Source organism: Yimella sp. NH-Cas1, from assembly GCF_022359705.1.
Lineage (GTDB): Bacteria > Actinomycetota > Actinomycetes > Actinomycetales > Dermatophilaceae > Yimella > Yimella lutea.
The window spans coordinates 102,855-126,485 of sequence record NZ_JAKSGG010000003.1 but is presented as its reverse complement, the minus strand read 5'-3'; the positions used below and the strand labels follow the sequence as shown (position 1 = coordinate 126,485).

The 23,631-nt window shown below is 66.9% G+C and carries 20 protein-coding genes; 6 read left to right on the top strand and 14 right to left on the bottom strand.

Annotated features, from left to right (window positions below; genetic code table 11):
• Positions 1-4: 4 nt before the first annotated feature.
• Positions 5-295: a hypothetical protein gene (locus MF407_RS00955; RefSeq protein WP_129625445.1), complete on the bottom strand. Its 291-nt coding sequence runs from the start codon at positions 293-295 to the stop codon at positions 5-7.
• A gap of 30 nt (positions 296-325) precedes the next feature.
• Here MF407_RS00955 and ligD point away from each other — a divergent pair, with 30 nt between their 5' ends.
• Positions 326-1,306, top strand: a complete 981-nt coding sequence (gene ligD / locus MF407_RS00950; RefSeq protein WP_129625444.1) for a non-homologous end-joining DNA ligase — start codon at positions 326-328, stop codon at positions 1,304-1,306.
• An 83-nt stretch (positions 1,307-1,389) separates the two neighbouring features.
• On the opposite strand, the gene MF407_RS00945 is transcribed toward ligD, so the two are convergent.
• A complete protein-coding gene (locus MF407_RS00945) occupies positions 1,390-2,157 on the bottom strand; it encodes a DUF4352 domain-containing protein (RefSeq protein ID WP_205744711.1) in 768 nt (255 codons plus the stop codon).
• Positions 2,158-2,327: 170 nt separating this feature from the next.
• Here MF407_RS00945 and MF407_RS00940 point away from each other — a divergent pair, with 170 nt between their 5' ends.
• A complete protein-coding gene (locus MF407_RS00940; RefSeq protein ID WP_129625443.1) occupies positions 2,328-3,590 on the top strand; it encodes a sensor histidine kinase in 1,263 nt (420 codons plus the stop codon).
• Positions 3,587-4,246 (top strand): response regulator transcription factor, encoded by a 660-nt coding sequence (locus MF407_RS00935; protein WP_168990211.1) that lies wholly within the window; start codon positions 3,587-3,589, stop codon positions 4,244-4,246. Before MF407_RS00940 ends, MF407_RS00935 begins: the two co-directional genes overlap by 4 nt.
• Positions 4,247-4,248: 2 nt before the next feature.
• Here the strand turns inward: MF407_RS00935 and MF407_RS00930 are convergent, their stop codons facing one another.
• From MF407_RS00930 to MF407_RS00915, 4 genes are all read right to left on the bottom strand, one after another.
• Positions 4,249-5,100 (bottom strand): FAD-binding oxidoreductase, encoded by an 852-nt coding sequence (locus MF407_RS00930; protein ID WP_129625441.1) that lies wholly within the window; start codon positions 5,098-5,100, stop codon positions 4,249-4,251.
• A 107-nt stretch (positions 5,101-5,207) separates the two neighbouring features.
• The gene (locus MF407_RS00925; RefSeq protein WP_129625440.1) at positions 5,208-6,083 is read right to left on the bottom strand and encodes an SDR family NAD(P)-dependent oxidoreductase; all 876 of its coding nucleotides are present in this window, start codon (positions 6,081-6,083) and stop codon (positions 5,208-5,210) included.
• A gap of 41 nt (positions 6,084-6,124) precedes the next feature.
• Entirely contained in the window at positions 6,125-9,403 is a 3,279-nt protein-coding gene (locus tag MF407_RS00920; RefSeq protein ID WP_239700779.1) for a DEAD/DEAH box helicase, read from the bottom strand.
• Between the two features lie 54 nt (positions 9,404-9,457).
• Complete coding sequence (locus MF407_RS00915; RefSeq protein ID WP_239700775.1) at positions 9,458-11,512, bottom strand: NAD(+) synthase; 2,055 nt, start codon at positions 11,510-11,512, stop codon at positions 9,458-9,460.
• 115 nt (positions 11,513-11,627) lie between these two features.
• Between MF407_RS00915 and MF407_RS00910 the strand changes: the two genes are divergently transcribed.
• Positions 11,628-13,262 (top strand): AMP-binding protein, encoded by a 1,635-nt coding sequence (locus tag MF407_RS00910; protein WP_239700772.1) that lies wholly within the window; start codon positions 11,628-11,630, stop codon positions 13,260-13,262.
• Between the two features lie 122 nt (positions 13,263-13,384).
• The gene (locus tag MF407_RS00905) at positions 13,385-14,884 is read left to right on the top strand and encodes a hypothetical protein (RefSeq protein ID WP_129625436.1); all 1,500 of its coding nucleotides are present in this window, start codon (positions 13,385-13,387) and stop codon (positions 14,882-14,884) included.
• 136 nt (positions 14,885-15,020) lie between these two features.
• On the opposite strand, the gene MF407_RS00900 is transcribed toward MF407_RS00905, so the two are convergent.
• Positions 15,021-15,821, bottom strand: coding sequence for a crotonase/enoyl-CoA hydratase family protein (locus MF407_RS00900; protein WP_239700771.1), 801 nt, complete (start codon positions 15,819-15,821; stop codon positions 15,021-15,023).
• 95 nt (positions 15,822-15,916) lie between these two features.
• Between MF407_RS00900 and trxA the strand changes: the two genes are divergently transcribed.
• Positions 15,917-16,306: a thioredoxin gene (gene trxA / locus MF407_RS00895; protein ID WP_129625434.1), complete on the top strand. Its 390-nt coding sequence runs from the start codon at positions 15,917-15,919 to the stop codon at positions 16,304-16,306.
• 74 nt (positions 16,307-16,380) lie between these two features.
• Here trxA and MF407_RS00890 read toward each other — a convergent pair whose 3' ends face one another.
• The 7 genes from MF407_RS00890 to MF407_RS00860 form a co-directional block, all read right to left on the bottom strand.
• Entirely contained in the window at positions 16,381-16,833 is a 453-nt protein-coding gene (locus MF407_RS00890) for a DUF2599 domain-containing protein (RefSeq protein ID WP_168990210.1), read from the bottom strand.
• Between the two features lie 4 nt (positions 16,834-16,837).
• Positions 16,838-17,458 carry a class I SAM-dependent methyltransferase gene (locus tag MF407_RS00885; RefSeq protein WP_239700769.1) on the bottom strand — a complete coding sequence of 207 codons (621 nt, stop codon included), beginning with the start codon at positions 17,456-17,458 and terminating at the stop codon, positions 16,838-16,840.
• Entirely contained in the window at positions 17,455-18,522 is a 1,068-nt protein-coding gene (locus MF407_RS00880; RefSeq protein ID WP_239700767.1) for a prenyltransferase, read from the bottom strand. Before MF407_RS00880 ends, MF407_RS00885 begins: the two co-directional genes overlap by 4 nt.
• Positions 18,519-19,235 carry a class I SAM-dependent methyltransferase gene (locus tag MF407_RS00875; protein ID WP_129625431.1) on the bottom strand — a complete coding sequence of 239 codons (717 nt, stop codon included), beginning with the start codon at positions 19,233-19,235 and terminating at the stop codon, positions 18,519-18,521. The genes MF407_RS00880 and MF407_RS00875 overlap by 4 nt, the downstream gene beginning before the upstream one ends.
• Positions 19,222-20,508 (bottom strand): glycosyltransferase family 4 protein, encoded by a 1,287-nt coding sequence (locus MF407_RS00870; protein WP_129625430.1) that lies wholly within the window; start codon positions 20,506-20,508, stop codon positions 19,222-19,224. Before MF407_RS00870 ends, MF407_RS00875 begins: the two co-directional genes overlap by 14 nt.
• Positions 20,509-20,512: 4 nt before the next feature.
• Positions 20,513-22,045 carry an NAD(P)/FAD-dependent oxidoreductase gene (locus MF407_RS00865; RefSeq protein ID WP_239700765.1) on the bottom strand — a complete coding sequence of 511 codons (1,533 nt, stop codon included), beginning with the start codon at positions 22,043-22,045 and terminating at the stop codon, positions 20,513-20,515.
• Between the two features lie 81 nt (positions 22,046-22,126).
• On the bottom strand, positions 22,127-23,608 hold the full coding sequence (locus MF407_RS00860) for a glucose-6-phosphate dehydrogenase (RefSeq protein WP_239700763.1): 1,482 nt from the start codon (positions 23,606-23,608) through the stop codon (positions 22,127-22,129).
• Between the last annotated feature and the right edge of the window lie 23 nt (positions 23,609-23,631).

The window sequence follows — 23,631 nt, the reverse complement described above, 5'->3', positions numbered from 1 at the left end:
CGGATCACACAGATGTGGAGCTGCTCCCGCTGCGCGCGCCGTCCGCGGGATCGTCGAAGGCCGCCTCCACCCGCGCCGAGCGACGACGCAACAACCAGAACCCGAGGAGGCAGAGGAGGAAGCCGGCGAAAAAGCCACCGGTGAGTGCCGGCATGCCGTCGGCCTCCGACCCGCCCTTGGCCCAGACGATCGCGGCCAGCACGGTCACCACGAGGCACAGGCCGGCCACGACTGCCACCATCGCCGCCGCGACCCGCAGCGCGAAGATCCGGAACATGCTTGGCTTCTCACTCACGGCGCCCAAGGGTACGCGTAGGTTCGGACCATGGCAGCCTTACCGGGACGGCACAGCAGCTCCCCCAAGGTCGAGATCGAGGTCGGCGAGCGCATCGTGTCGGTCTCGAACCCCGACCGGGTCTACTTCCCTGCTCGGGGCGAGACGAAGCTCGATCTCGTCAACTACTACTTGTCGGTCGGTGACGGCATCGTGCGGGCGCTGCGCGACCGTCCGTGCATGCTGCACCGCTTCCCCACCGGCGTCTCCGGGGAGAAGGTGCACCAGAAACGGCTGCCGCACGGCGCGCCCGAGTGGATGGACACCGTGCGCGTCTTCTTCCCGCGCTACAAACGCACCGCCGACGAACTCTGCGTCACCGAACTCGCCCAGGTCATCTGGGCCGTACAGATGTCGACCGTCGAGTTCCACCCCTGGAACTCCCGTCGTCCCCAGATCGAGAAGCCGGACGAGTGGCGCATCGATCTCGACCCGATGCCGGACTGCCCATTCGACCGAGTACGCAATATCGCGGACGTGTGCTGGGAACTGTTGGACGAGTTGGGTATTCGCGGTTTCCCGAAGACCAGTGGTGGCGCCGGTCTGCACATCTACGTCCGCATCGAGCAGGAGTGGGGCTTCTCGGACGTGCGACGGGCTGCCCTGGCGTTCGCCCGTGAAGTCGAGCGTCGCGCCCCGAAGGACGTCAGCACGACCTGGTGGCGCAAGGATCGCGACCCGGCCGCGCTGTTCGTCGACTACAACCAGAACGCCCGCGATCACACGATCGCATCCGCGTACTCGGTGCGCGGCAACACCGATGCGACCGTCTCGACGCCGTTCGACTGGGACGAGCTGGCCGACATCGACCCGCGCGACTTCACGATCGCGACGGTCCCGGCCCGATATGCGGACAAGGGCGATCTGACCGCCGAGATCGACGACGTCGCGTTCCGACTCGACCAGTTGCTCGACTGGGCCGCTCGCGATGAGAAGGCCGGCGAACAAGCGCCACCGGAACCATCGGGGTGAGCAGGCCAGATGCGAACCTATTGATGCGCGGCCGAACCTAATGGCTGCAACCAGTAGGTTCGGCGCGCCGAGCAGTAGGTTCGCTATTTGGTGAGGGAGACGGTCGTCCCGCCGGAGAACATCGAGTCGTGCAGCTCGAGCTTGGTCGCCTTCGCACCGGCCGGCATGTCGTAGACGAGGGTGCCGGTCAACGTGTTGCCCGGGTTGATCTCCTTCATCCAGATGTCGTTGTTCTTCAGGTATATCGCAGCTGCGGAGTCGGGGCTGAACGAACGACCTTGGTCGTCGGTCAGCTTCTGGTTGCCGTCGAACATGGTCTGCGGCTTGTCGCCGATGTTCTTCACCGTGACCGTGATCAGCACGAACTGCCCCTGCGCCTGCTGGTTCAGGTACTCGTCGCCGATCTGCTTCACGCCAGGCTGCACCTTGGTGACGGTGAACTCGAACTTGCCGTCCCGCACCGGGGTGTTCAGGCCAGGATCCTTCTTCTCCTGCTTCTCGGCCTTCGTCTGCGACGGCTCGGCGGCCGCCTGGGACGAGCGGGCGGAGGACTCCTGGCTCGTACTCGACGAGGTCGACGTCTCGGACGTGGCGGCGTCGGTGCCCTTGCCGCCACCGCCTCCGAGAGCCGACGCCATGGCCCCGAGGAGCACCAGTGCGCCGAGCCCGGTGAGTACCTTGTGACGCAGGAACCAGTTCCTCTTGAGCGGGTTGGCGTACGGCGGCGCCGGCGGCAGGTTGCCACCCTGACCGTACGGCGAGGGCTGCTGCCCGTGCCACTGCTGGCCGTTCGTGTTGTGGTTCGGGTTGTACTGCGGCGCACCGTTGTTCATCGGCTGCTGGTCGTTCATGGTGGGTCCTTTCCAAGGTCCTTCGTCGATGTCCCAAGTGGACGACGGCAGGCCCCTTCTCCACTTCCACCGCACGGCTGCAGCCGCCTCCCCCGATCGGTGGAGGTTCGGCGCCGGCGTCGATCCGATAGGTGGAACCGACTGTGGGTGCTCTCCCATAGGTTGTGCGCATGATGTCGTCCACTGCACCCCATGAGCGCTCGTGGCGACGGGTGCGGACGACGTCGCTGGTGATCGTGGCGTTCTTCTCCACCACATTGGCGATCGCCTACAACGACCTTCGCCGCGTCGGCGCGACCGATTCGGAACAAGTCGCGACGACCTCCGGTTGGACCTTGCTCGCCTGGCTCGTCGGCGTGGTCCTCGGCATCCTGCTCATCTGGCGGCGCCGGTGGCCATGGCAGCTCTTCGGCGCCTACTGCGTAGCCACCATCGCCCTGCCGATCGACGGATTCCTGCCTCTCGCAGGCCTTTTCACGGTGCTGCTCATCGCACGCCGGCGCGAACACGTCTTTGCGGCCATCGCAGCGGCATCGCTCGCGGTCGCCGTTTCGGTGTACCGCGACGTCACCGACGGCGTCCCTGAGGTCTCTTCCTTCTGGCGACTGTTCTTCCGGTACGAGGCCGGCGTCGCGTTTCCGTGGTGGTTGATCGCGCTCATCACGACCGTCCTGGTCGCCGTCGTCGGACTGTTGGTCGTGTTCACCCGCAACCGGCGAGCGCTCGACTCCAGCACGCTCAAGGAACAGATCGCGCACACCCAGATCGACCGGTTGAGCGAGGAGGTGGCCCGCCGGGCGGAGCGTGAACGCATCGCCCGTGAGGTCCATGACGCGCTCGGCCACCGCCTGTCGCTGCTCAACCTGCACGCCGGCGCTCTGGAGATGGCGGCGGGCAACAACCCGAAACTCGCTCAGAGTGCGCGGGTGGTGCGCGAGAGCGCTCAGCAGTCGATGGCCGACCTGCGTTCGTTACTCGGACTGCTACGCGAACCCGGCGACCCCGACGTGAGCAAGGCGCTGCTCACCCTCAGCGACCTTCCCGGGCTCATCGACGAATCTCTTGCGGCCGGAAGCCCGGTTGCGTCCTCGATCTTCATCGACGAGTCGGCGCCGCTGGACGAACAGGTCAGCCACACCGTCTTCCGGATCACCCAGGAACTGCTCACCAACTCGCGCAAGCACTCGCCCGGTGCGCCCATCCGGCTGCACCTCGACGCACGGCCGGCCCGCGGCATTGAGATCTCAACGACCAACCGCCTGCGTCCCGGTGCCGCATCCGCGTTCCGCCCCGGCAACGGGCTCACCGGCATCCATGAACGCGTCACCCGATGCGGGGGCGAGTCGTGGGCATGGGTGGACGACGACGCCTTCCGGGTGTTGGTGCGGCTGCCGTGGCAGTTCCGCCCGGCCGAACAGAAGGTGGGCCGATGAACGACCTCCGCCCGATCAGGGTTCTGATCGTTGACGACGACGCGATGGTCGTGTCGGCCCTGCAAGCCATCGTCGGCATGCCCGACGACCTCGACGTGGTCGCGACCGCGTCCGACGGTGACGAGGTGGTCGACGCGATCCACCGCCACCATCCGGACGTCGTCCTGCTCGACGTCCGGATGAAGCGGCAGGACGGTCTGGTCACCACCGCGCAGATCCAGCGGCTGACCAACCCGCCGCGAGTGATCGTGCTGACCACCTGGGACACCGACGACATCGTCCAGCGAGCCATCGCCGCAGGCGCCGCCGGCTTCCTGCTCAAGACCGCCGACCCGGCCGACATCATCGCCGCGGTGCGCAATGTGCACCGCGGTCAGGGCGCGCTCGCCCCCGGCAAGGTCGGCTACGTCTTCGGGCTGGTCAACGAAGGCCGTACCGACCGCGACGCCGCACGAACCTCGATGTCCGCACTCAGCGAGCGCGAGCACGCGGTGGTCGTCGAGGTGGCCCGCGGGCTGTCCAACGCCGAGATCGGACGCACGCTCTATCTCGGCGAAGCCACCGTCAAGACCCACCTGGCGAACGCGCAGCGCAAACTCGGTGTCGGCGGACGCGTCGAGGTGGCGGTGATCGTCACCAAGGCCGGTCTGGTCTGAAATCAGACCGCGATCGGGGCCGCGATCACGCCCCTCGGGTCGTAGGTCGATCGCACCGTCCGCCACCGCGAGTAGTTGCCGGCGAGGTAGCGCTGCATCGACGTCCCGGAGCTCGGGAAGGTCAACCGGAACGTGCCCTTGCTGGTGGCCCGGTGCGCCGCGAACGTCATGCTGGTGACGATCGCCGCGCTGCTCCCGCCACCGCCGCGCAATGCCCAGAACAGCTCAGGGTGGGAAGAGGGCGAGATACGCAGTGCTGCAACAGAACCCGTCACCACGGTCATGGACGTGACCCGGCCGCAGGTCATTCCCCAGCGGCGCGACTCCACACCGATGCCGCCGCCCGTCGACAGACCGGCCGCGCCGACCGTCGGACACGTACCGGTGGGGATCGCCAGACCGTGAGCGGCGAGCGCCGACTTCACCGGGTAGAGGGTCGAGCCTGCGAAGATCTGGGCGGAGCTGCCGGTGACGACCGGTTTCCAGGCCATGCCGCGCAGGTCGAGGACGATCGTCCCGGACGCTGCCGACGCACCGACGTACGAGTGGCCGCCCGCTCGCGCAGAGACCTTGAGTCCATAGCGGCGCGCGAACGCGAGCGTCTGCTGGATGTCGGCCTGCCCGCTCGGCCGCACCACCGCCAGCGGAGTCGCGCCGTCGTAGCGGGTGTTGAAGATCAGCTTGCCGGACGCGTACCCGGTCGAGCCCGGACGGTGGACCGGCCCGGTGACCGCACGGTCGAACGCAGCCCAGTCAGGCACGGCAGAGCTCAGCGCAGTGGCCGGCGACGCGACGACCGGGGTGATGACGGCGCCGGCAGCGGCACTGAGGACGGAGCGGCGAGTAATGTTCATGACTGATGGACCTCCGAACTGCGAACCAGGTTGGTTTCACGTCGGTAACCACCGTCCTCGCCTCAGCGCGAATCCGCCATGGGTAGCTCTGCCCGGAAAGGAGTCCGTCAGGACTTGGACTTCCGCATGCGACTCCAGACCTTGTCGATGTCCGCCATCGGGTCCTTGCCCTCGCGCACCTGCTTGGCCGACCGGATCATCGCCGCGTCGTAGGCCTTCCGGGCGTAGCGCTTGGCGTTGTACGCGGCGACACCGTCGGAGTCGGTGAGCACGATGAAGCGACGGTTGCGGACGCCCTCCAACGCCTTGGACGCGACCTCGTCGGCGGACCGCGGGGCCTGCGTGATGAGCCTGACGGCGGTCTCCTCCATGTCGACGTCCTTGCCCTGCAACGATTCTGCGAGGTTGGTGCGGAAGAACGACGGGCAGATCACCGATACGTCGATGCGGTCGGGCGCAAGTTCGTGGCGCAACGTCTCCGAGACCGCGACGACCGCAGCTTTCACCGCGTTGTAGGACGCCATGCTCGGTGCGTGCACCAGTCCGGCCAGAGACGCGGTGTTCACGATGTGCCCGCCGCCCGCCTGCTTCATCATCGGCACGAAGGTGCGGCAGCCGCGGACCACACCGAGCAGATTGATGTCGATGATCCACTGCCAGTTCTCGATCGACTCCACGTCGATGCGTCCGCCGGCTGCGACACCGGCGTTGTTGAACAGCAGGTCGAGCCCACCCCAGGTCGCCTCCACCCAGTTGCGGGTCGCGTCCCAGCCCTCGTCGGAGCGCACGTCCAGCTGCCGATACTCGACGCCGGCCGGCAGCACGCCTTCGGGCGCGAGTTCGTGAACGTCGACGACCAACACCTTGGCGCCCTCGACGGCAAGGATCTTCGTCATCGCCAGGCCGAGTCCGGAGGCACCACCGGTGACCAGGGCACGCTTGCCGGCGAAGGACTGTGGTTCACGGCGCAGAGGATTCTTCATGAACCCGACGCTACCGGTGAGTACCCGCGTGCGTCCGTCGGTCAGCTCTCCAACATCGCACGGATGTCGGCAGCGGTGATCGCGCCGGACGCACCCTCGCCGCCGTCGACGACCCGGGCGAACAGGTCGCGTTTGCGCTCCTGCAGGTCGACGACCTTCTGCTCGATGGTGCCCTGGGAGACCAGGCGGTAGACCATCACCGGCCGGTCCTGGCCGATGCGGTGCGCGCGGTCGATCGCCTGCGCCTCGGCAGCCGGGTTCCACCACGGGTCGAGGACGAAGACGTAGTCGGCCTCGGTGAGGGTGAGCCCGACACCACCGGCCTTCAGCGAGATCAGGAAGGCTGCGGAGTCGCCGTCCTTGAAGTCGTCGATGACCTTCTGCCGGTTCGTGGTCGAGCCGTCCAGGTAGTTCGTGGTGATCCCGGCCTCGGTCAGCGCGGACTCCACCAGACGCAGGTAGGAGGTGAACTGGCTGAAGACCAGTGCTCGGTGGCCCTCCGCCGACAGTTCCTGCAGTTGGTCGATGAGGAAGGCGATCTTCGCGCTCGGCTCGCGCGAGGAGTACTCGGCGTCGACCAGGCGCGGGTCGAGCGACAGCTGGCGCAGGCGGGTCAGCGACGACAGGATCGCGATGCGGTTCGCGTCCGGGTCGTCGAGCAGGCCGAGGATGCGCTGGCGTTCGCGCTGAAGGTGTCTCTTGTAGTACGCCTCGTGCTTAGTGGTGAGCGAGATCTCCTGCAGCTGAACCTGTTTCGGCGGCAGGTCGGCCGCAACGACCTCCTTGGTTCGGCGCATCATCAGCGGCTTGATCCGGCGCCGCAACTGCTCGAGCTTCTCCGGCTCGACACCCGACTCGATCGGTTTGCGATAGGTGTTGCCGAAAAGTTCGGGCTTGGGGAACAGTCCCGGCGCGGCCAGGGCGAGCATCGACCACAGGTCCATCAGCGAGTTCTCCAGCGGGGTACCGGTGATCGCGAGAGTGAAGGGTGCACGCAGTCGCTTGGCCGCGTGGAAGGTCTTGCTCTGATGGTTCTTGATGAACTGTGCCTCGTCGAGGATGAGCCCGCGCCAGGAGAGCGACTGGAACTCTTCGGCGTCCAGACGAAGCACGGTGTACGACGTCACCACGACCGCCGCACCGGCAACCGTGTCCCGCAACGGTTCTCCACGCTTGGACGCGGTGCGCTGCACGGCGACGACGGGCATCCCAGGAACGAAGGTCGCAGCCTCCCGCACCCATGTCCCGACCATCGACGACGGCGCGACGACAAGCACGGGAGCCGTGAGTTCGCCGGCTTCGTGGGCTCGCGCGATCATCGCGAGTGCCTGAACGGTCTTGCCCAGGCCCATGTCGTCGGCAAGAATGCCGCCGAGCTGGGCGTCCCAGATGCTGGCGAGCCAGTGGTAGCCGTCCACCTGGTACGGACGCAGGGTGGCGGTGAAGCCCTGCGGCGCTACCGGCGGCTCCCCCTTGCCGACCGATTCCAGGCGGGCGACCCGTTCGGACCAGGCAGCTGACGCGCTGGTGACGACGCCGAGTTCGACCAGTTCGTCCCAGTAGCCGAGCTGGAACTTGTTGAGCTGCAAACCGCTCGAACGGCGATCGGACAGCTCGCGCGCCTCGGTGATGAGGGACGAAAGTCGTTGCAGTTCAGGGTGATCGAGCGAGAACCAGGTGCCGGAGTCGAGGAGCAACAACTCCTCGCCACGGGCCAAGGCACGGAACAGCGGCTCGAAGGGCACCTTCTCGCCGCCGACGCTGACCTCGACGCGCAGGTCGAACCAGTCGATGTCGTCGGAGTCGTCCGCACCGATCTCGATCAGTGGGTCGTCCTGGGCCTCTTCGAACACCGGCAGATCATCGGCGCGCTCGACGATCACCAGGTCGTGGCGGTCGAGTTCATCGAGGAGGTTGGTGAATCGCACCGCAGCGAAGTCGGTGAAGATCTCGCGGTCCTTCGGCCACCACCCGATGCCGCCGATCGCCTCGAGCAGCGATGCCTTGCGCAGCAGGGGCTCCAACTGCTCGACGAGCACTCGTTCGTTGTGCCGGTCGCGCCCGCTCCAGGGAGTGGCGTCCAACGCCATCGTGTGCAGTTCGCCGCCGGGGTACCGGACACCGGTCGAGACGAGGACGGCCGTGTCGGACTCCCGTTCCACCTTCAGGTGCAGCCGCAGCGGCTCGACCAGCGCCAGGCGGGGCTTTTCTACCGACCCGCCGTCCACCACCCCGTATCGACGGGCGAGCTTGGGCAACTGAGCGTCACGGAAGGACTCGGCGAGGGACTCGGGCACGGTCACCGGTCCGTTGGCCGACAGCCACTGCGCCATGGACGACATCGGCCGGTCGAGGCCGGCGAGCACCACATCGTGATCGCTGATGATGACCAGACCATGCGCCGGGTCACCGATCAGCACCAGCCGGCCGGGCCGGTGCAGGTCGATCTCAGTGCGACCGATCAGCTCACCGTTCGGGCCGTCGGAGAATCGGACGTCGGTACGCACCGGCATCGCGAGCAGTTCGATCGAAGCGTCCGGGTGGGCGAACGCGGGCAGCAGTTCGACACCGGCGGCGACAGCCAGTTGAAGGTCGTCCCAGATTCCGCCCCCGAGTTCGTCAAGCATCAACCGCGGGGCGCGGGTCATCACGCCGCCGGCACCGCGCCAGCGTTCGAGCAGCCGGGTGAGGGCCTGCGCCTGCTCGGGCACGAAGAAGCGGCGTCCGGAGGAGCGGGCGTCGGTGCGGACGTCGGTCCACTCGATCGACATGTTCCAACGACCGGTCTTGCCGCGGCGGCACGGAATCAGTTCGAAACGGGTACGCGGGGAGGAGTCGGTGCCGGACCGCGGCGCCATGATCGGTGCGATGCGCAAACCCAACGCGTCCGCGTCCGTGAAGGTCTGGGACGACTCGTCGTCGCCCAGGAATCGGTCGGAGAACTCGCGCCAGTTGGCGTCTCCGGTCGGTGTCGGCTGCAGCGCACCACCGAGCGCTTCGCGACCCGACATCACCATCGAGGCGACGTGCTTGCACGCCTCCTTGACCGGGCAGGAGCACCTCGAACGCCAGTCGCGGGGTGGCGCGCCCACCTTCGGGACGGTCAACATTGCCGTGTACGGCCGCACGTCGCCGCCGTTCACGGTGCCGATCAGCAGCCGCCCGTTGTCACCGACGTTGATCGACTCGACGCGTTCGGCGTCGACGTACCCGAGCGCTCGCTCGTAGGCGAAGCGGCCCACGTGCTCGATCACGTCGTCGTCGCTCACCTGGGCCAGCCAGGCCGCGCCGCGTACCTGGAGCCGAGGGGAAGTGACCATCGTCCGAAAATAACCCGTGCCGCCCGCTTCCGGAAATCCCTGGGTGCCCGGCGATCAGTCGGTGGGCACCTTCTCCAGGTCGTTGAGCCAGACGGCGGCGTTGCCGTCGGACGGCGCGCGCCAGTCACCGCGTGGTGAGACGGACCCGCCGGCCATCACCTTCGGCCCGTTCGGCAGCGCCGATCGCTTGAACTGGCTGAACGCGAAGAAGCGCTTGATGAACACCTCGAGCCAGGACCGGATCTCCGGCAGGTCGTACGCGATCCGCTTGTCCTGCGGGTATCCCGCGGGCCACTCACCGGTCGTGTCGTCGTGCCACCCGTGCCAGGCGAGGAAGGCGATCTTGCTGGGTCGGTAGCCGTAACGGAGCGTGTAGAAGATGTTGAAGTCCTGCAGCGCATACGGTCCGATGGCGTCCTCGGTCGACTGCGGCTTGTCGCCGTTCTTGCTCGGCACGAGTTCGGGGCTGATCTCCTGATCGACGATCGCGGTGAGCACCTCGCCCACCTCGTCGGTGAACAGTTCGTGCGCGACGACCCAGCGAATGACGTGCTGGATCATCGTCTTCGGGATACCCGAGTTGACCGTGTAGTGCGACATCTGGTCGCCGACGCCGTAGGTGCACCAGCCGAGCGCCAGCTCGGACAGGTCGCCGGTGCCGAGGACGATTCCGTTCTCCTTGTTGGCGATCCGGAACAGATAGTCGGTCCGCAGGCCGGCCTGCACGTTCTCGAAGGTGACGTCGTAGACCGGCTTGCCCTCGCCGAACGGATGCCCGAGGTCCTTCAGCATCTGGGTGGCGGTCGGCCGGATGTCGAGTTCGGTGAAGGTGACGCCGAGTGCCTCGCCGAGCTTCCATGCGTTGGTCTTGGTGGAGTCGGACGTCGCGAACCCGGGCATCGTGTAACCGAGGATGTCGGTACGCGGGCGCCCCATCCGGTCCATCGCCCGCGCGGCCACGATCAAGGCGTGGGTGGAGTCGAGACCGCCACTCACGCCGATGACGATCTTCGGGTTGCCGATCGCGCGCAGGCGCTGGACGAGGCCGGCCACCTGGATGTTGTAGGCCTCGTAGCAGTCGAGGTCGAGGCGGGCGGGGTCGTCCGGCACGAACGGGAAGCGGTCCACCTTGCGCAGCAGGCCGATGTCGCCGGCGGGCGCCTTGAGTTGGAAGTCGACGGTGCGGAACTCCAGCACCCGGTCGGTGTAGGTGCGCGCGTTGTCTCCGATCGACCCGTCGCGCTGCCTGTCCTGCCGGATGCGGTCGAGGTCGATGTCGACCACGGTGCGACGCGGGCCGTCCGGGAAGCGCTCGGTCTCCCCAAGCAGGTCCCCGCACTCGTAGACCATCGTCATGCCGTCCCAGGACAGGTCGGTGGTCGACTCCCCGAACCCGGACGCTGCGTACAGGTAGGCGGTCAGGCAGCGAGCCGACTGGGCGCGCACCAGCAGATGACGGTCCTCGGCTCGGGCCACGGTGATCGGGCTGCCGGAGATGTTCGCCAGGACGCTCGCGCCGGCCAGCGAGGCGATGGACGACGGCGGGACCGGCACCCACATGTCCTCACAGACCTCGGCGTGGACGACGAGCCCGGGCACGTCGGTCGCATTGAAGAGCAGATCAGGACCGAAGGGAATCTCGTTGTCCCCTAAACGGATCGACTCACCGATCTGATCATCGCCGGGCGCGAAGTGGCGCTTCTCGTAGAACTCGCGGTAGTTCGGCAGATAGGACTTCGGGGCGACGCCGAGGATCTCACCGCCGTGGATGACGACGGCGCAGTTGTACAGGCGCAGACCCTTGCGCAAAGGCGCGCCGACGATGACCAACGGTCGCAGTCGCCTGGTCGCGTTCGCGATGGTCGCGAGCGCATCTTGGACCGCCTCCAGCACCGGGTCCTGCAACAGCAGATCCTCGATTGCATAACCGCTCACGCAGAGTTCGGGGAAGATCGCGACGGCGACTCCCTCCGCATGGACAGCTTTGAGTTCCTTGACGATCGACGCCGCGTTGGTCGCCGGGTCGGCGATCGCGGTCGGGACCGTGCACGCCGCGACGCGTGCGTAACCGTGGGCGTACGCCGACCAGAAGTCCGTGCTCGAAGCCATGCGGAGAGTCTGCCAGTCCGACGCCCCACACCCGCGTGGAGCCGCTCATCGACGCACCGGCACCGCTCGGCGAGACAAGCGCACCCATGTGACCTGGCTCACTTACGCTCGCGACATGACCGAGCCGTCCGCGCAGCTGTCCCACACCCACGGCGAGACCGACACTCCGCTGATCGAGCAGACGATCGGCGACAACTTCGACGCGACCGTCGCGAGCTTCGGCGATCGGGGAGCCCTGGTCGACGTCGCACAGGGCAAACGCTGGACGTACGCCGAACTGCAGTCGGACGTCGATCGGTTGGCCCGCGCGCTGCTCGCCGTCGGCGTCGCCAAGGGTGACCGCGTGGGCATCTGGGCACCGAACCGCAGCGAGTGGGTCCTGGTTCAGTACGCGACCGCGAAGATCGGCGCGATCCTGGTCAACATCAATCCCGCCTACCGTGCACACGAGTTGAAGTACGTGCTGAAGCAGGCCGGCATCTGCTATCTGTTCGCGGTCAGCGAGTTCAGGACCAGCAACTACGCACGGATGGTGCAGGGCGTGCGGCACGACTGCCACGATCTGGTGGACGCGATCTACTTCGAGACCCCGGAGTGGGACGCCCTGCTGGCCCAGGCGGACGACGTCACCCCGCAAGCGCTCGCCGACGTCCAGTCGGGCCTCGACAACAACGACCCGATCAACATCCAGTACACCAGCGGCACAACAGGATTCCCGAAGGGCGCAACGCTGAGTCACCGCAACATCCTGAACAACGGCTTCTTCGTCGGAGAAACCTGCCGCTACACCGAGCAGGACCGGGTGTGCATCCCGGTGCCCTTCTACCACTGCTTCGGCATGGTGATGGGCAACCTTGCGTGCACCAGTCACGGCGCCTGCATGGTCATCCCGGCGCCTGCGTTCGACCCGGCCACCACTCTTCAGGCGACCCAGGACGAGAAGATCACCAGCCTGTACGGCGTCCCGACCATGTTCATCGCCGAGTGGGGTCTGCCGCACTTCGCCGACTACGACCTGTCGAGCGTCCGGACCGGCATCATGGCCGGCTCACCGTGCCCGGCGGAGCTGATGAAGAAGCTCATCGCCGCCGGCATCGAGCAGATGACGATCTGTTACGGCATGACCGAGACCTCGCCGGTCAGCACGCAGAACCGCACCGACGACACCTTCGAACAGAAGGTCGGCACCGTCGGCCGCGTGATGCCGCACCTGGAGATCAAGATCGTCGACCCCGTCACCGGTGAGACCCAGCCGCGCGGCAGCAGCGGCGAGTTCATGACCAAGGGCTATTCGGTGATGCTCGGCTACTGGGAACAGCCGGACAAGACCGCCGAGGCCATCGAGGACGGCTGGATGCACACCGGCGACATCGGCGTGATGGACGACGCCGGCTATGTGCAGATCAGCGGCCGGATCAAGGACATGGTGATCCGCGGCGGCGAGAACATATATCCGAGGGAGATCGAGGAGTTCCTCTACACCCACCCCGACATCGTCGACGCACAGGTGATCGGGGTGCCGGACGAGAAGTACGGCGAGGAGTTGTGCGCCTGGATCCGCCTGACGCAGGGCGCCGAGCCGATCACCTCCGAGTCGTTGAAGCAGTTCTGCTCCGGCCAACTGGCTCACTACAAGATCCCGCGTTATGTCGAACTCGTCGACGAGTTCCCGATGACCGTAACGGGCAAGGTGCGCAAGGTCGAGATGCGCGAGACGACCACCGCGAAGCTCGGCGTCGGCGGAGAGTGACCACTTTTTTTCCAGATATTTCTTGTTCCCCAAAATATCAACGCGAAAGATCTCGGTACGCCACGATGACGTTGCGTAACACGGTGAGGGATCGTGGCCGCTCGCAAGGGGGACGACGGGGTATGAGCTGGGGAAAGATTCGGGGTGCACCCCGGCGCCTGCCCGCCGACGAACACGACCTGTTCGACTCCTCGATCGACGTCGCGGCACGCACTGCCTGGTTGCTAAGGGTCAGCAGAATGGCCTCACCGTGGGGAGCCCGCACCGCGGACTCGTTCGTCCATCGTCTCGCCGAGGTCGGCTACCGGATCAAGCATGGGTCACAGGTATCGCATTGGGAGAGCGGACGGTTCACCGCTCCACTAGCTCTGGTCGCTGCCTACGAACGCGCGCTGAGCCTGGCACCCGCCGAGTTGCTCGGAGCCGTCGCGAGCATGCAGCAGACCTACCGGGTGACGGTGGCCGAGCCGATCCCCGACAACCGTGACCAACTCTTCACGCAGATCTCGATGCTCAACGAGGCGATCGCGGAAGGCACGGCCAACGGTCACGACTGGTTGACCCTGGTCATCCTCACCACCGACCCCCGGATCACCCCTCCGCCGCGCGGCACAGCGCGCCTGATGGCACACGGCCTGACGACCGAGATGCTGCGGTCGGGACATTTCGACTACTCCTCGCGTTGGGCGGCGTTGTCGATCCTGCTCGGCGACAGCCTCTACCAGGAGCTGGCGGAGCAGGAGATCGTCGCGGTCGCGCAGCAGCCCGGGGCCCCGTTGGCCCGCAATGCCTGGGACGCGTTGTCCCAGTCGACCCGCAAGGGTGTCGCCGCAACCCTCATCGAGCAGTTCGTTTCCGGCGACGACGAACGGGTGCTCGGCATCTCGTTCGGTCTGGCAACCATGATCGGCCGGCGTCAGCTCGGCGCCCAGGATGTCGAGGCCTTGCAGGACCGGCTCCGGGTGATGGCCCGGGAAGGATCCCCACAGGATCGCGACATCGCTTACAGCCTGGCGGGTCGGCTCGGCGGACGCACGATGGCCGCGGTCGGCCACCCACCACCGGCACAGTGGAGTCAACGCGGCTTCGTCGAGCGCCCGCCGCACTACGACGATTACCTCGCCGCCGTCCGCGAGGCCTCCGGCTTGAACGACGACCCGATCATCGACCGCCTCCTGCAGGAGGCGCTGTCGAACCTGTGGCTGGAGAAGCGACAGTTGGCGCAGGAACTCATCGGTGCCAGCCCCTACCGGGACGCCGTGGCACGCACCGCGATCCATGTGGCGACGACGTCCGCCGTCAGCCAGGCGCGTCGCAGTGCCTCGAACCTGTTGCGGCAAATGACCCCGGACGACCCATCGTTGTTGCGCCGGTTGCTGTTCGCGACCGACCCGAAGGTGGTCTCGGACGGACTGATCGCGATCGGACGTGGTGGCGCACTCGATCCGGCAGCCTTGGCTCCCTTCCTCGATGACCCGACGACGCGGCAGGACGCTCTGATGGCCGCCGGCATGCTCGGCCACACGGGCGTCGCGGCGACGGACGAGGAGCAGGTCGCAGCCGACTGGTGGGCTCGCGGAGGCGGACGACGCACGACTCCGGGCACCCCGGTAGGCGGCTGACGCAGGTCAGATCCGCCCACGACACCGTAGATGCCGGTCGTTCCGTCAGGCTTGCGAACGTCGTCCTCGCGGACGCGCAGTCAGGCGTTCTCATAGATCGGGCGGCTGTCGAGCTGCTCCCAGCTCATCGAAACGATCAGCGCGTCCCGCGCTCGACGAACTGCGGTGCTTCCCGCTTCAGGCCCGCTGCCCGGGCGATCTTCGCGTTGCGGCCGAACAGCAGTTTCACCTGCTCGCGTCGCTCAGCCGCGAAGGTGCGCCGGGCCGACGATCTGTGGTGCTTGTCGAACAATCGCTTGGCGGCGGCGAGGGCGTCCGGCGATTTCGTCGTCAGCGTGCGCGCCAACTGGAACGCGGCCCCGCGCGGGTCGGCCGCGACGGTGCCGGCGAGACCGAGGTCATGGGCGTCCTGACCGCTGAGCACCTCGGCGGTCATCGTCAGTCGCTTCGCGGTCTCCACCCCGACCAACTCCGAGAGCGAGCGCACCCCGCTCATGTCCGGGATGAGGCCCCACTTCCCTTCCAGCACAGACCATTTGGCGTCCGGCGTCGTGATCCGGAAGTCGGCGGCGAGCGCGATCTGGATGCCGCCGCCGTAACAGTGGCCGTGCACGGCGGCGATCACCGGGGCGGGGACACGTCGCCAGGCCCAGCACGCCTCCTGGAACACATTGGTGCCCCGCCACGGCACCGGCACCAGACCCACGGGGATCTGCCAAGGCTTCTTGGACACCGAGCCGAAGTCGAGTCCGGCGCAGAACGCGTCACCGTTTCCGCTGATCACGACGGCGCGCAGCGTCCGGTCCTTGCGCAGCCGGTGCGCGGTGGATGCCAGATCGCGCAGCATCTCGAAGGTGAGGCCGTTGTACTTGTCCGGGCGATCGAGGCGGACGTCGGCGATGCCGTCTCGGACGGTGCAGCTGATCAAGGAGGTCACACGCTCACGCTACTTCGCCGCGGCCCGACACCTGCGGGAATGCTGCAGCCCGTGAGACGTTGGACGAAGAGAACCCGATTTCAAGGAGGGCCGGCATGGCCACCACCACCCTGACCACCGAGAACTTCGTCGAGACCATCCAGAACAACGACATCGTTCTCATCGACTTCTGGGCCGACTGGTGCGGCCCGTGCAAGATGTTCGCTCCGGTGTACGACGCCGAATCGAACAAGCACGAGGACATCGTGTTCGGCAAGGTCGACACAGAGGACCAGCGCGAACTCGGCGGCGCAATGAACATCAGCAGCATCCCGACCGTCATGGCCTTCCGTGAGGGCGTGATGGTGTTCAGCCAGTCCGGTGCGATGCCGCCGGCGATGCTGACCGATCTGATCAAGCAGATCCGCGAACTGCCGATGGAGAAGATCCACGCCGAGATCGCCGAGCAGCAGGCCGCCGAGGGCGACGCCGCCCAGCAGAACTGACTCACTACTGACTTACTACTGACTCGATCAGTTGAACGCCGCCGCCTTCGGGTTGCGGCGTTTGCTGCGTCCGGCTACTCAGGTCCGCCCGGATTGCAATAGGCGCTCACGACCTGGTCCATCGGGACGGCCATCCGCCAGGTTTCCAGGTTCCAGGTCGCTTTGGATCGGGCGTAACGCCAGTGACAGGCGAACTGGCGTTGCATCGACACGGTGTCGGCCCGCGGCTCGCGCCTGGCGACCTCCGCCCAAGCAGCCGCCTCCTTCTCCTCCCCCAGCACGGCGCGTCCGGCGCCGGTGGGCGTGACGATCAGGTCGTCACCGTGCCGTCCGGGCCGCCAGGTGAGCGTGCCGATGTAGGGCGGACCCGGCTGCGGTGTGCTCGTCGATGTCGTAGCCGGCGACGGCCGGATCGAACTCGACGTCGAGCTCATGGTGGACGTGTTCGGGGAGGACGTGGTGGTCGGCTCGGTGCTCGAGCAGCCGGTACACAGCAGCGCGACTGCGAGGACGACGACCCGGCGCACGGTCTCAACTACGCGATGTCGGGCGGCGCAGGACTCGCAACGAACCATGCACCTCGACCTGCTCGAAGCCGTCCGTGAGCGCCGACTGCACCACGTGCCAGGGCGCCTGGCCACCGTCGGCAGGGTCGGGGAAGACGTCGTGCACGAGCAGCAGAGCGCCGGGGACGAGGTGCTGCGCGAACGCGCGGTAGTCGTGCTGCGCGGTCTCTTCGGTGTGGTTGCCGTCGAGGAAGAGCACTTCGAGCGGTGTCGCCCACCAGGCGCCGACCACCCGGGTGTCGGCGACGACGGCACTCAGCACGTCGGCGTACTCGTCGAGCACCGGGCGGAAGGTGGCGAAAGTGTCAAGGCGTCCGGATCGTTCGTCGACCATCGACTCGTCGTGCCACTCCCAGCCGGGCTGGTTCTCCTCGGACCCGTGGTGGTGATCGACAGTGACCAGCCGGGCACCGGCCCGCCGTGCCGCGTCCGACAACAGACGGGTCGACTTGCCGCAGTACGTACCGATCTCGAGCCAGACGCCGGGCTTGGCGGCAAGCGCGCTGGCATGCAGCGCCTCGCCCTCGTCGTCCGGCATGAATCCCTTGGTCGCGTCGACCGCCGCCCGCAGTTGCTCCGAGATCAACTCGCCGCTCCTTCGATCGCGCCGCCCCAGCCACTCCAACCACCGGCATCACGAAACAGCGAGGCTCCCCCGGTGGCTTGTCCTAGCGCGTCGGCCGCGAGCAGGACGGCCGCGGCCGACCAGGTGGTCTGTTCCACCGGCCAGACCTGCTCGTTCGGAATGTTCATGCCGGTCCAGTAACCACCGGTCTCCTCGTCGAAGAGGAACTGCACGTCATTGAAAAGCTCTGTGGCACGGTCGGATTCACCGATTGCATCCAGAGCTGCGACGAGCTCGACGGTCTCGGCCGCGGTCACCCACGGCTCGTCGGCCACACAACGGATACCGCGTCCGGGCCATCCGAAGGTCTCCCAGCCGGAGTCGATCAGCCGCGCGGCAGCTTCGTCGCGCACGGCCCCGGTGAGCACCGGGTAGTACCAGTCCATCGAGTATCGACTGCGATCCTCGAACACCTCGGGCGAGTTACGGATCGCGTCCCGCAGCCCACGACCGGCGGCCCGCCAGCGCGGGCGGTCGTGGCCCAGCGTCTCGGCGATGAGACAGGCGCATTCGATGGCCTGCAGGGTGCTGCACGAGCCGGTGAGCAGCGCCTGGTCGTCCCATTCCCGCTCGACGTTCATCGCCCAGGAGATCGCGCCGGACGCAAGCTGTCCACGCACCACGAAGTTGATCGCCGCTTCGACCGTCGGCCAGAACCGGGCCAGCGTCGCGCTATGTCCGGTGACCAGGTAGTAGTGCCAGACACCGACCGCAATATAGGCGCACTGGTTGGTGTCGGCTGCAGCTTCCTCGACGACGCCGGCGGTCTGCTTCATCGGCCAGGATCCGTCGGGCCGCTGGGTACGCGCCGACCACAGGTAGGCCCGGATCGCCTCGTCGTGACGACCGGCCACGGTCAGACCCATCGCGGCCTCGACGTGATCCCAGGGGTCGAGGTGGCCGCCGCGGAACCACGGCAGCGCACCGTTCGGATCCTGTTGCGAAGCAATGAAATCGCCGATCCGGACGACGCGCTCGTGGGTGAGCGCGTCGTGCAACGAGAGGTCGCGTGCGGGTGCCGTCATGAATGCTCCGGCTTGCGGAGGTAGACCACGAAACTCTTGCCGAGCACCGGGTCGAGCGACTTCTCGGCGAGCCGGGTGACCAGCGGCGCGCTCATCATGTCCCAGACCAACAGGCGGTGGTACGCCTTCGTCGCGAAGTTGTCGTTGTCGCTGCCGACCGCGCACTTCAGCCACCAGTACGGGGCGTGCAACGCGTGCGCGTGGTGCTGCGCGTACGGCTGGAATCCGGCGCGGGTGAGCTTGTCGACGAGTTCGGACGCCTTGTAGATACGGATGTGTCCGCCCTCGACCTCGTGGTACTCATCGGAGAGCTTCCAACAGACCTGCTCGGGCCAGTTGCGCGGCACGGTCACGGCGACCAGACCACCGGGTTTGGTGATCCGGAACAGTTCGGCCATCACGGCCTCGTCCTCATGGATGTGCTCGAGGATCTCCGAGGCGATCACCCGGTCGAAGCTGCCGTCGTCGAACGGCATCGCGCGGGCGTCGCCGGCCTGCACCTGGGCGATGGCTGGGAAGCCCGCTTCACCCTCGGCCTCCATCGCACCGAACATCGTCTTCACGTCGGCCAGGTCGGATTCGTTCATGTCGAATGCAGTCACGTTGCAGCCACGGCGATACGCCTCGAAGGAGTGCCGTCCCTGGCCGCAACCGACGTCGATCAGGTTCATCCCGGGTGAGACCGGGAAGCGGTCGAAGTCAACGGTCAACATGTTCGTTCTCCTTCATCGTGCCGGGCGTCCGTCGAGCACGGATCACGTCCCGGTAGAGGTCTGCTGTTTGTTCGGCGACGGCACGCCAGCTGTACGTCGCCACCGCGCGCCGTCGACCGGCCGCGCCCATGGCGGTACGAAGATCCGGCGAACTCAGCACTTCGGTCAGTGAATTTGCCAGTGCGACAGGGTCGTTCGGCGGCACGAGTGCACCTGCGCCACCGGACACGAGCGTCGGCAGGGCGCCGACCGCGGACGCGACGACCGGCGTCCCACACCCCATCGCCTCGATCGCCGGGAGCGAGAATCCTTCGTATCGCGAGGGCACGACGAGGGCTTCGGCCGACCCGATGAGGCCGGCGAGTTCGAGATCGGTGAGGCCGGAGCGGAAGCTCACCCGGTCGAGCAGGCCGGCGTCTGCCAGCGACTTCTGGGTGCGTTCGCTCGCGGCTGCGACGATGATCAGTTCCGACCACGCGTCGGTGCGCATGTTCTTCAGCGCTTCGATCAACACCGGCACGCCCTTGAGCGGCACGTCGGCCGACGCGATCGTCACCAGCCGCCCACGGACGCGCGGCAGCGACGGCGGCGCGAACGTCTCGACCGCCACCCCGACCGGGACGATGCTGATGCGTTCGCGGGGCACGCGGAAGTCGGTGACGATGTCCTGCGCCGAACCCTCGGACACCGTCAACACGTGCGAAGTCTTTCGAGCGACGCGAGCCTGCATCTGGACGAAGCCGTAGAACCGACGCTTGGTGACGCGATCCCACCCACGGGCGTGCTCGATCTCCAGGCGACGGTCCCGGCTGATCGGGTGATGGATCGTGGTGAGCACCGGTAGCCCGCGTCGCTCCAGTTCGAGGATGCCCGGAGCGAGCGTCTGGTTGTCGTGCAGCACGTCGAACTGCGACAGCCGCGAGCGCAGCAGGCGGTCCAGGCGAAGACCGAACACCCGGGGCTCCGGGAACCCCGCAGTGCACATCGTCGCGAACTCCAATACGTCCAGATCGGAACGAAATTCGCGGATGTGCGGGGTACGGAAGGGGTCGGGCTCGCGGTACAGGTCAAGCCCCGGGACCGTTGTCAGCCGCACCCCTGCGTCCAACTCGGGATAGGGCGGACCGCTGAACACCTCGACGTCGTGGCCGAGTGCGACCAGTTCCCGCGAGAGATTGCGGACGTACACGCCCTGGCCGCCCGAGTGCGGCTTGCTGCGATACGACGACAGCGCGACCCGAAGGCCGCGCTCGGCACGTACGTTCTGCGGCACGGACTCACACCACCGCGGGAGCGGCGATCTCCTGGATGTCGTGCTGCTCTCCGCGACGGACGAACGTCATGTCCTTGCTGACGTCGGCTCGCCGGGTGTCGCGCCGGTCGCGCAGGTAGTTCTGGTGCAGGAACCACGGTGCGCGGTCACCCTGCTTGGGGAACTCGGCCATCGACCGCAGCACGTACCCGGCGTCCAGGTCGAGGGCCGGTCGGGCGTCCATGGCGGAGTCGACGTGCGGGTAGCCGTACGCGTACCCCTGGGCGTCCAGGTGGTTGATGAACGTCGCGAAGTACTGCGACGTGAGATCGGCACGCAGCGTCCACGAGGCGTTGGTGTAACCGACGCACATCGCGATGTTCGGCACGCCGTTGATCATCATGCCGCGGTAGATGTAGCGGCTGCCCATGTCGACCTTCGCCCCGTCGACGGTGAGCGTGATGCCGCCACCGGCGAGCATCTTCAGCCCGGTCGCCGTGACGACCGCGTCCGCCTCGATGACCTGACCGGATCCGGTGCGGATGCCTTCGGGCACGAACGAGTCGACGGTGTCGGTGACGACATTCGCCTTGCCACTCCTGATGGCCTTGAACAGGTCGCCGTCCGGCACGATGCACAGCCGTTGGTCCCACGGCCCGTACGGCGGGGTGAAGTCGCGCTCGGTGACGTCGGTGCCGCGCACCTGGGCCATGACGCCCTTGCGCAACATGTTGCCGATCGTCTTAGGCGCCCGGCGGCTGGCCAGGTAGAGGGAGAGCGCCTGAGTGGCGTTCTTCATCCGGATCATGCTGTAGGCGCGTTGCGGCGACAGTGTCCGTTGCAGCACGTTCGCGATCGGGTCGGTGTTCGGCAGCGCCAGGACGTAGGAAGGCGTGCGCTGCAACATCGTCACCTCTGCGCCCCGGTCGGCGAGCGCCGGGACAAGGGTGACGGCGGTCGCGCCCGAACCGATGACGACGATCTTCTTGCCTGCCGGGTCGAACTCCTGCGGCCAGAACTGCGGATGGATGACCTCACCCCGGAAGTCGTCACGGCCGGTGAACGCGGGGTCGTAGGGCTCGTCGTAGTCGTAATAGCCCGAGCAGAGGTAGATGAAGCGGCTGCGTACGGTGCTTTCGCCGCCCGGTGTGGTGAGCGTCAGCGTCCACTCGGCGGTGGTGCTGTCCCAGGAGGCGTCCGTGACCTTGGTGCGGTGGACGATGCGCTCGTCGATGCCGTGCTTGGCCGCAGTGTCCTTGAGGTAGTCCAGGATGTCGGCGCCGTCAGCGATGGACTTCTTACCGGTCCACGGCTCGAACGGCAGCCCGAGGGTGAACATGTCCGAGTCGGAGCGGATGCCCGGGTATTTGAACAGGTCCCAGGTGCCGCCCATGCTCTCGCGGCCTTCGAGGATGACGTAGTCCTTGTCCGGACACATCGTCTGCAACCGGTAGCCGGCATCGATCCCCGACAGACCGGCACCCACCACGACGACGTCGTAGCGGTCCTTGAGGGCAGGGTGCTGCCGCGTCTGCTCGTGCATCTGCTGTTCGGACACCGTCGGCTCCTTGCTGTTGCGGGCTGACCAAGCCTAAGTTACCGGCGAGTTCAGGGGAACCGTCACGGGTGGACGAACGCGTCAGCCCTTGGCGGGACGAGCCGTCGTCGTCCGCGCGGTACGACCCTTGTTGGACGTCGAAGTGAGTTCGGCGCTCTCCTGACCGATGGCGACCGAGTCGTCGGCCAACCAGCCCTCGGGTCCGTCCGAGCCGGCCTTGTACTGCTGGATCGGCACCAGATTCTGTTCGAATGCCTTGATCGCCGGAGCGACGATCTTCCAGCACAGTTCGGCCGAGTCCGCTCGCACGCTGAGCAACTGGTTGTCGTCCATCAGGTAGCGCAGCACTTCGCCGTAGGCCGTCATCTGCGCTCCCGCGAGATCGGCCGACAGCGTCCTCTGCTCCAGGTCGAGCGGGTCACCCTCGGCGTTCATCGACAGCTTGAACGACACCCGTCCGGGCTTGAGATCGATGATCATCGCGTCGCCGGTGTGGTCGCCGATGAACCCCTTGGGCAGGTGCGGCACGTCGCGGAAGTAGACGATGACCTGCTTTCGGGGAGCGCCCATCGCCTTCCCGCTGCGCAGCACGAACGGGACGCCGGCCCACCGGTTGTTGTCGATCTGGACGGTGAGCTGGGCGAGCGTCTCGGTGTTGCGCGAGGATTCGACGCCCTTCTCCTTGACGTACGAGGGCACGCTGCGGCCGTTGATCGAACCGGCGGTGTAGCGCGCGCGCTGCGCGTACTCCTTCGGGTTGTTCTCCCAGATGTGGGTGGCACGCAGCACCTGAGCCTTGAGATCGGCCAGTTCCTGCGGATCGAGACTGGCGATCGGCTCCATCGCGAAGATGGCCAGGATCTGCAGCAGGTGGCTCTGCAGCATGTCGCGCAGCGCACCTGCCTGGTCGTAGTAGCCGGCGCGGCCCTCGAGCGCGAGGTCCTCGTCATAGAGGATCTCGACCCGCTCGATGTGCTCGGCGTTCCAGATCGGTTGGAGCATGCGGTTGGCGAACCGCAGGCCGATGAGATTGAGGACGGTCGAGACGCCGAGGAAGTGGTCGACGCGGAAGATGCGGTCCTCGTCCACCACTCGCTGCAGTTGCTTGTTGAACTGCCGGGCCGACTTCTCGTCGGCGCCGAACGGCTTCTCGAGACCCAGACGGGTGGACGCGGGCAGGTCGAGCTTCTCCAGTTGGGCGCAGACCTTCATCGAGATGGCCGGCGGGAGCGCGAAGTAGACGACGAGTTCGCCCTCGGCCACCTGGACGAGGTCGGCGAGCGCGGACAGGTCGAGCAGGTCGGCCTTGATGTAGTGCGCCTTGCCGGCGATGCGCCCGGCGGTCTTCGCGTCGGCGCCGCCCTTCCTCAGCCGATCGCGCACCAGGGCGCGGAACGAGGCCGTGGTCAGGTCGGCACGGTCGGCACCGATCACCTGCACCTCGCGGTCGGACTCGACCGCCAGCAGGCTGCCGAGTCCGGGGAGCAGCAGGCGCTGGGTGAGGTCACCGCCGGCGCCGAGGATGAGGAAGGTGACGGACTTGGTCGTCTGCTTCGTCGTCATGGGGACCGATCGTGCCACTCCCG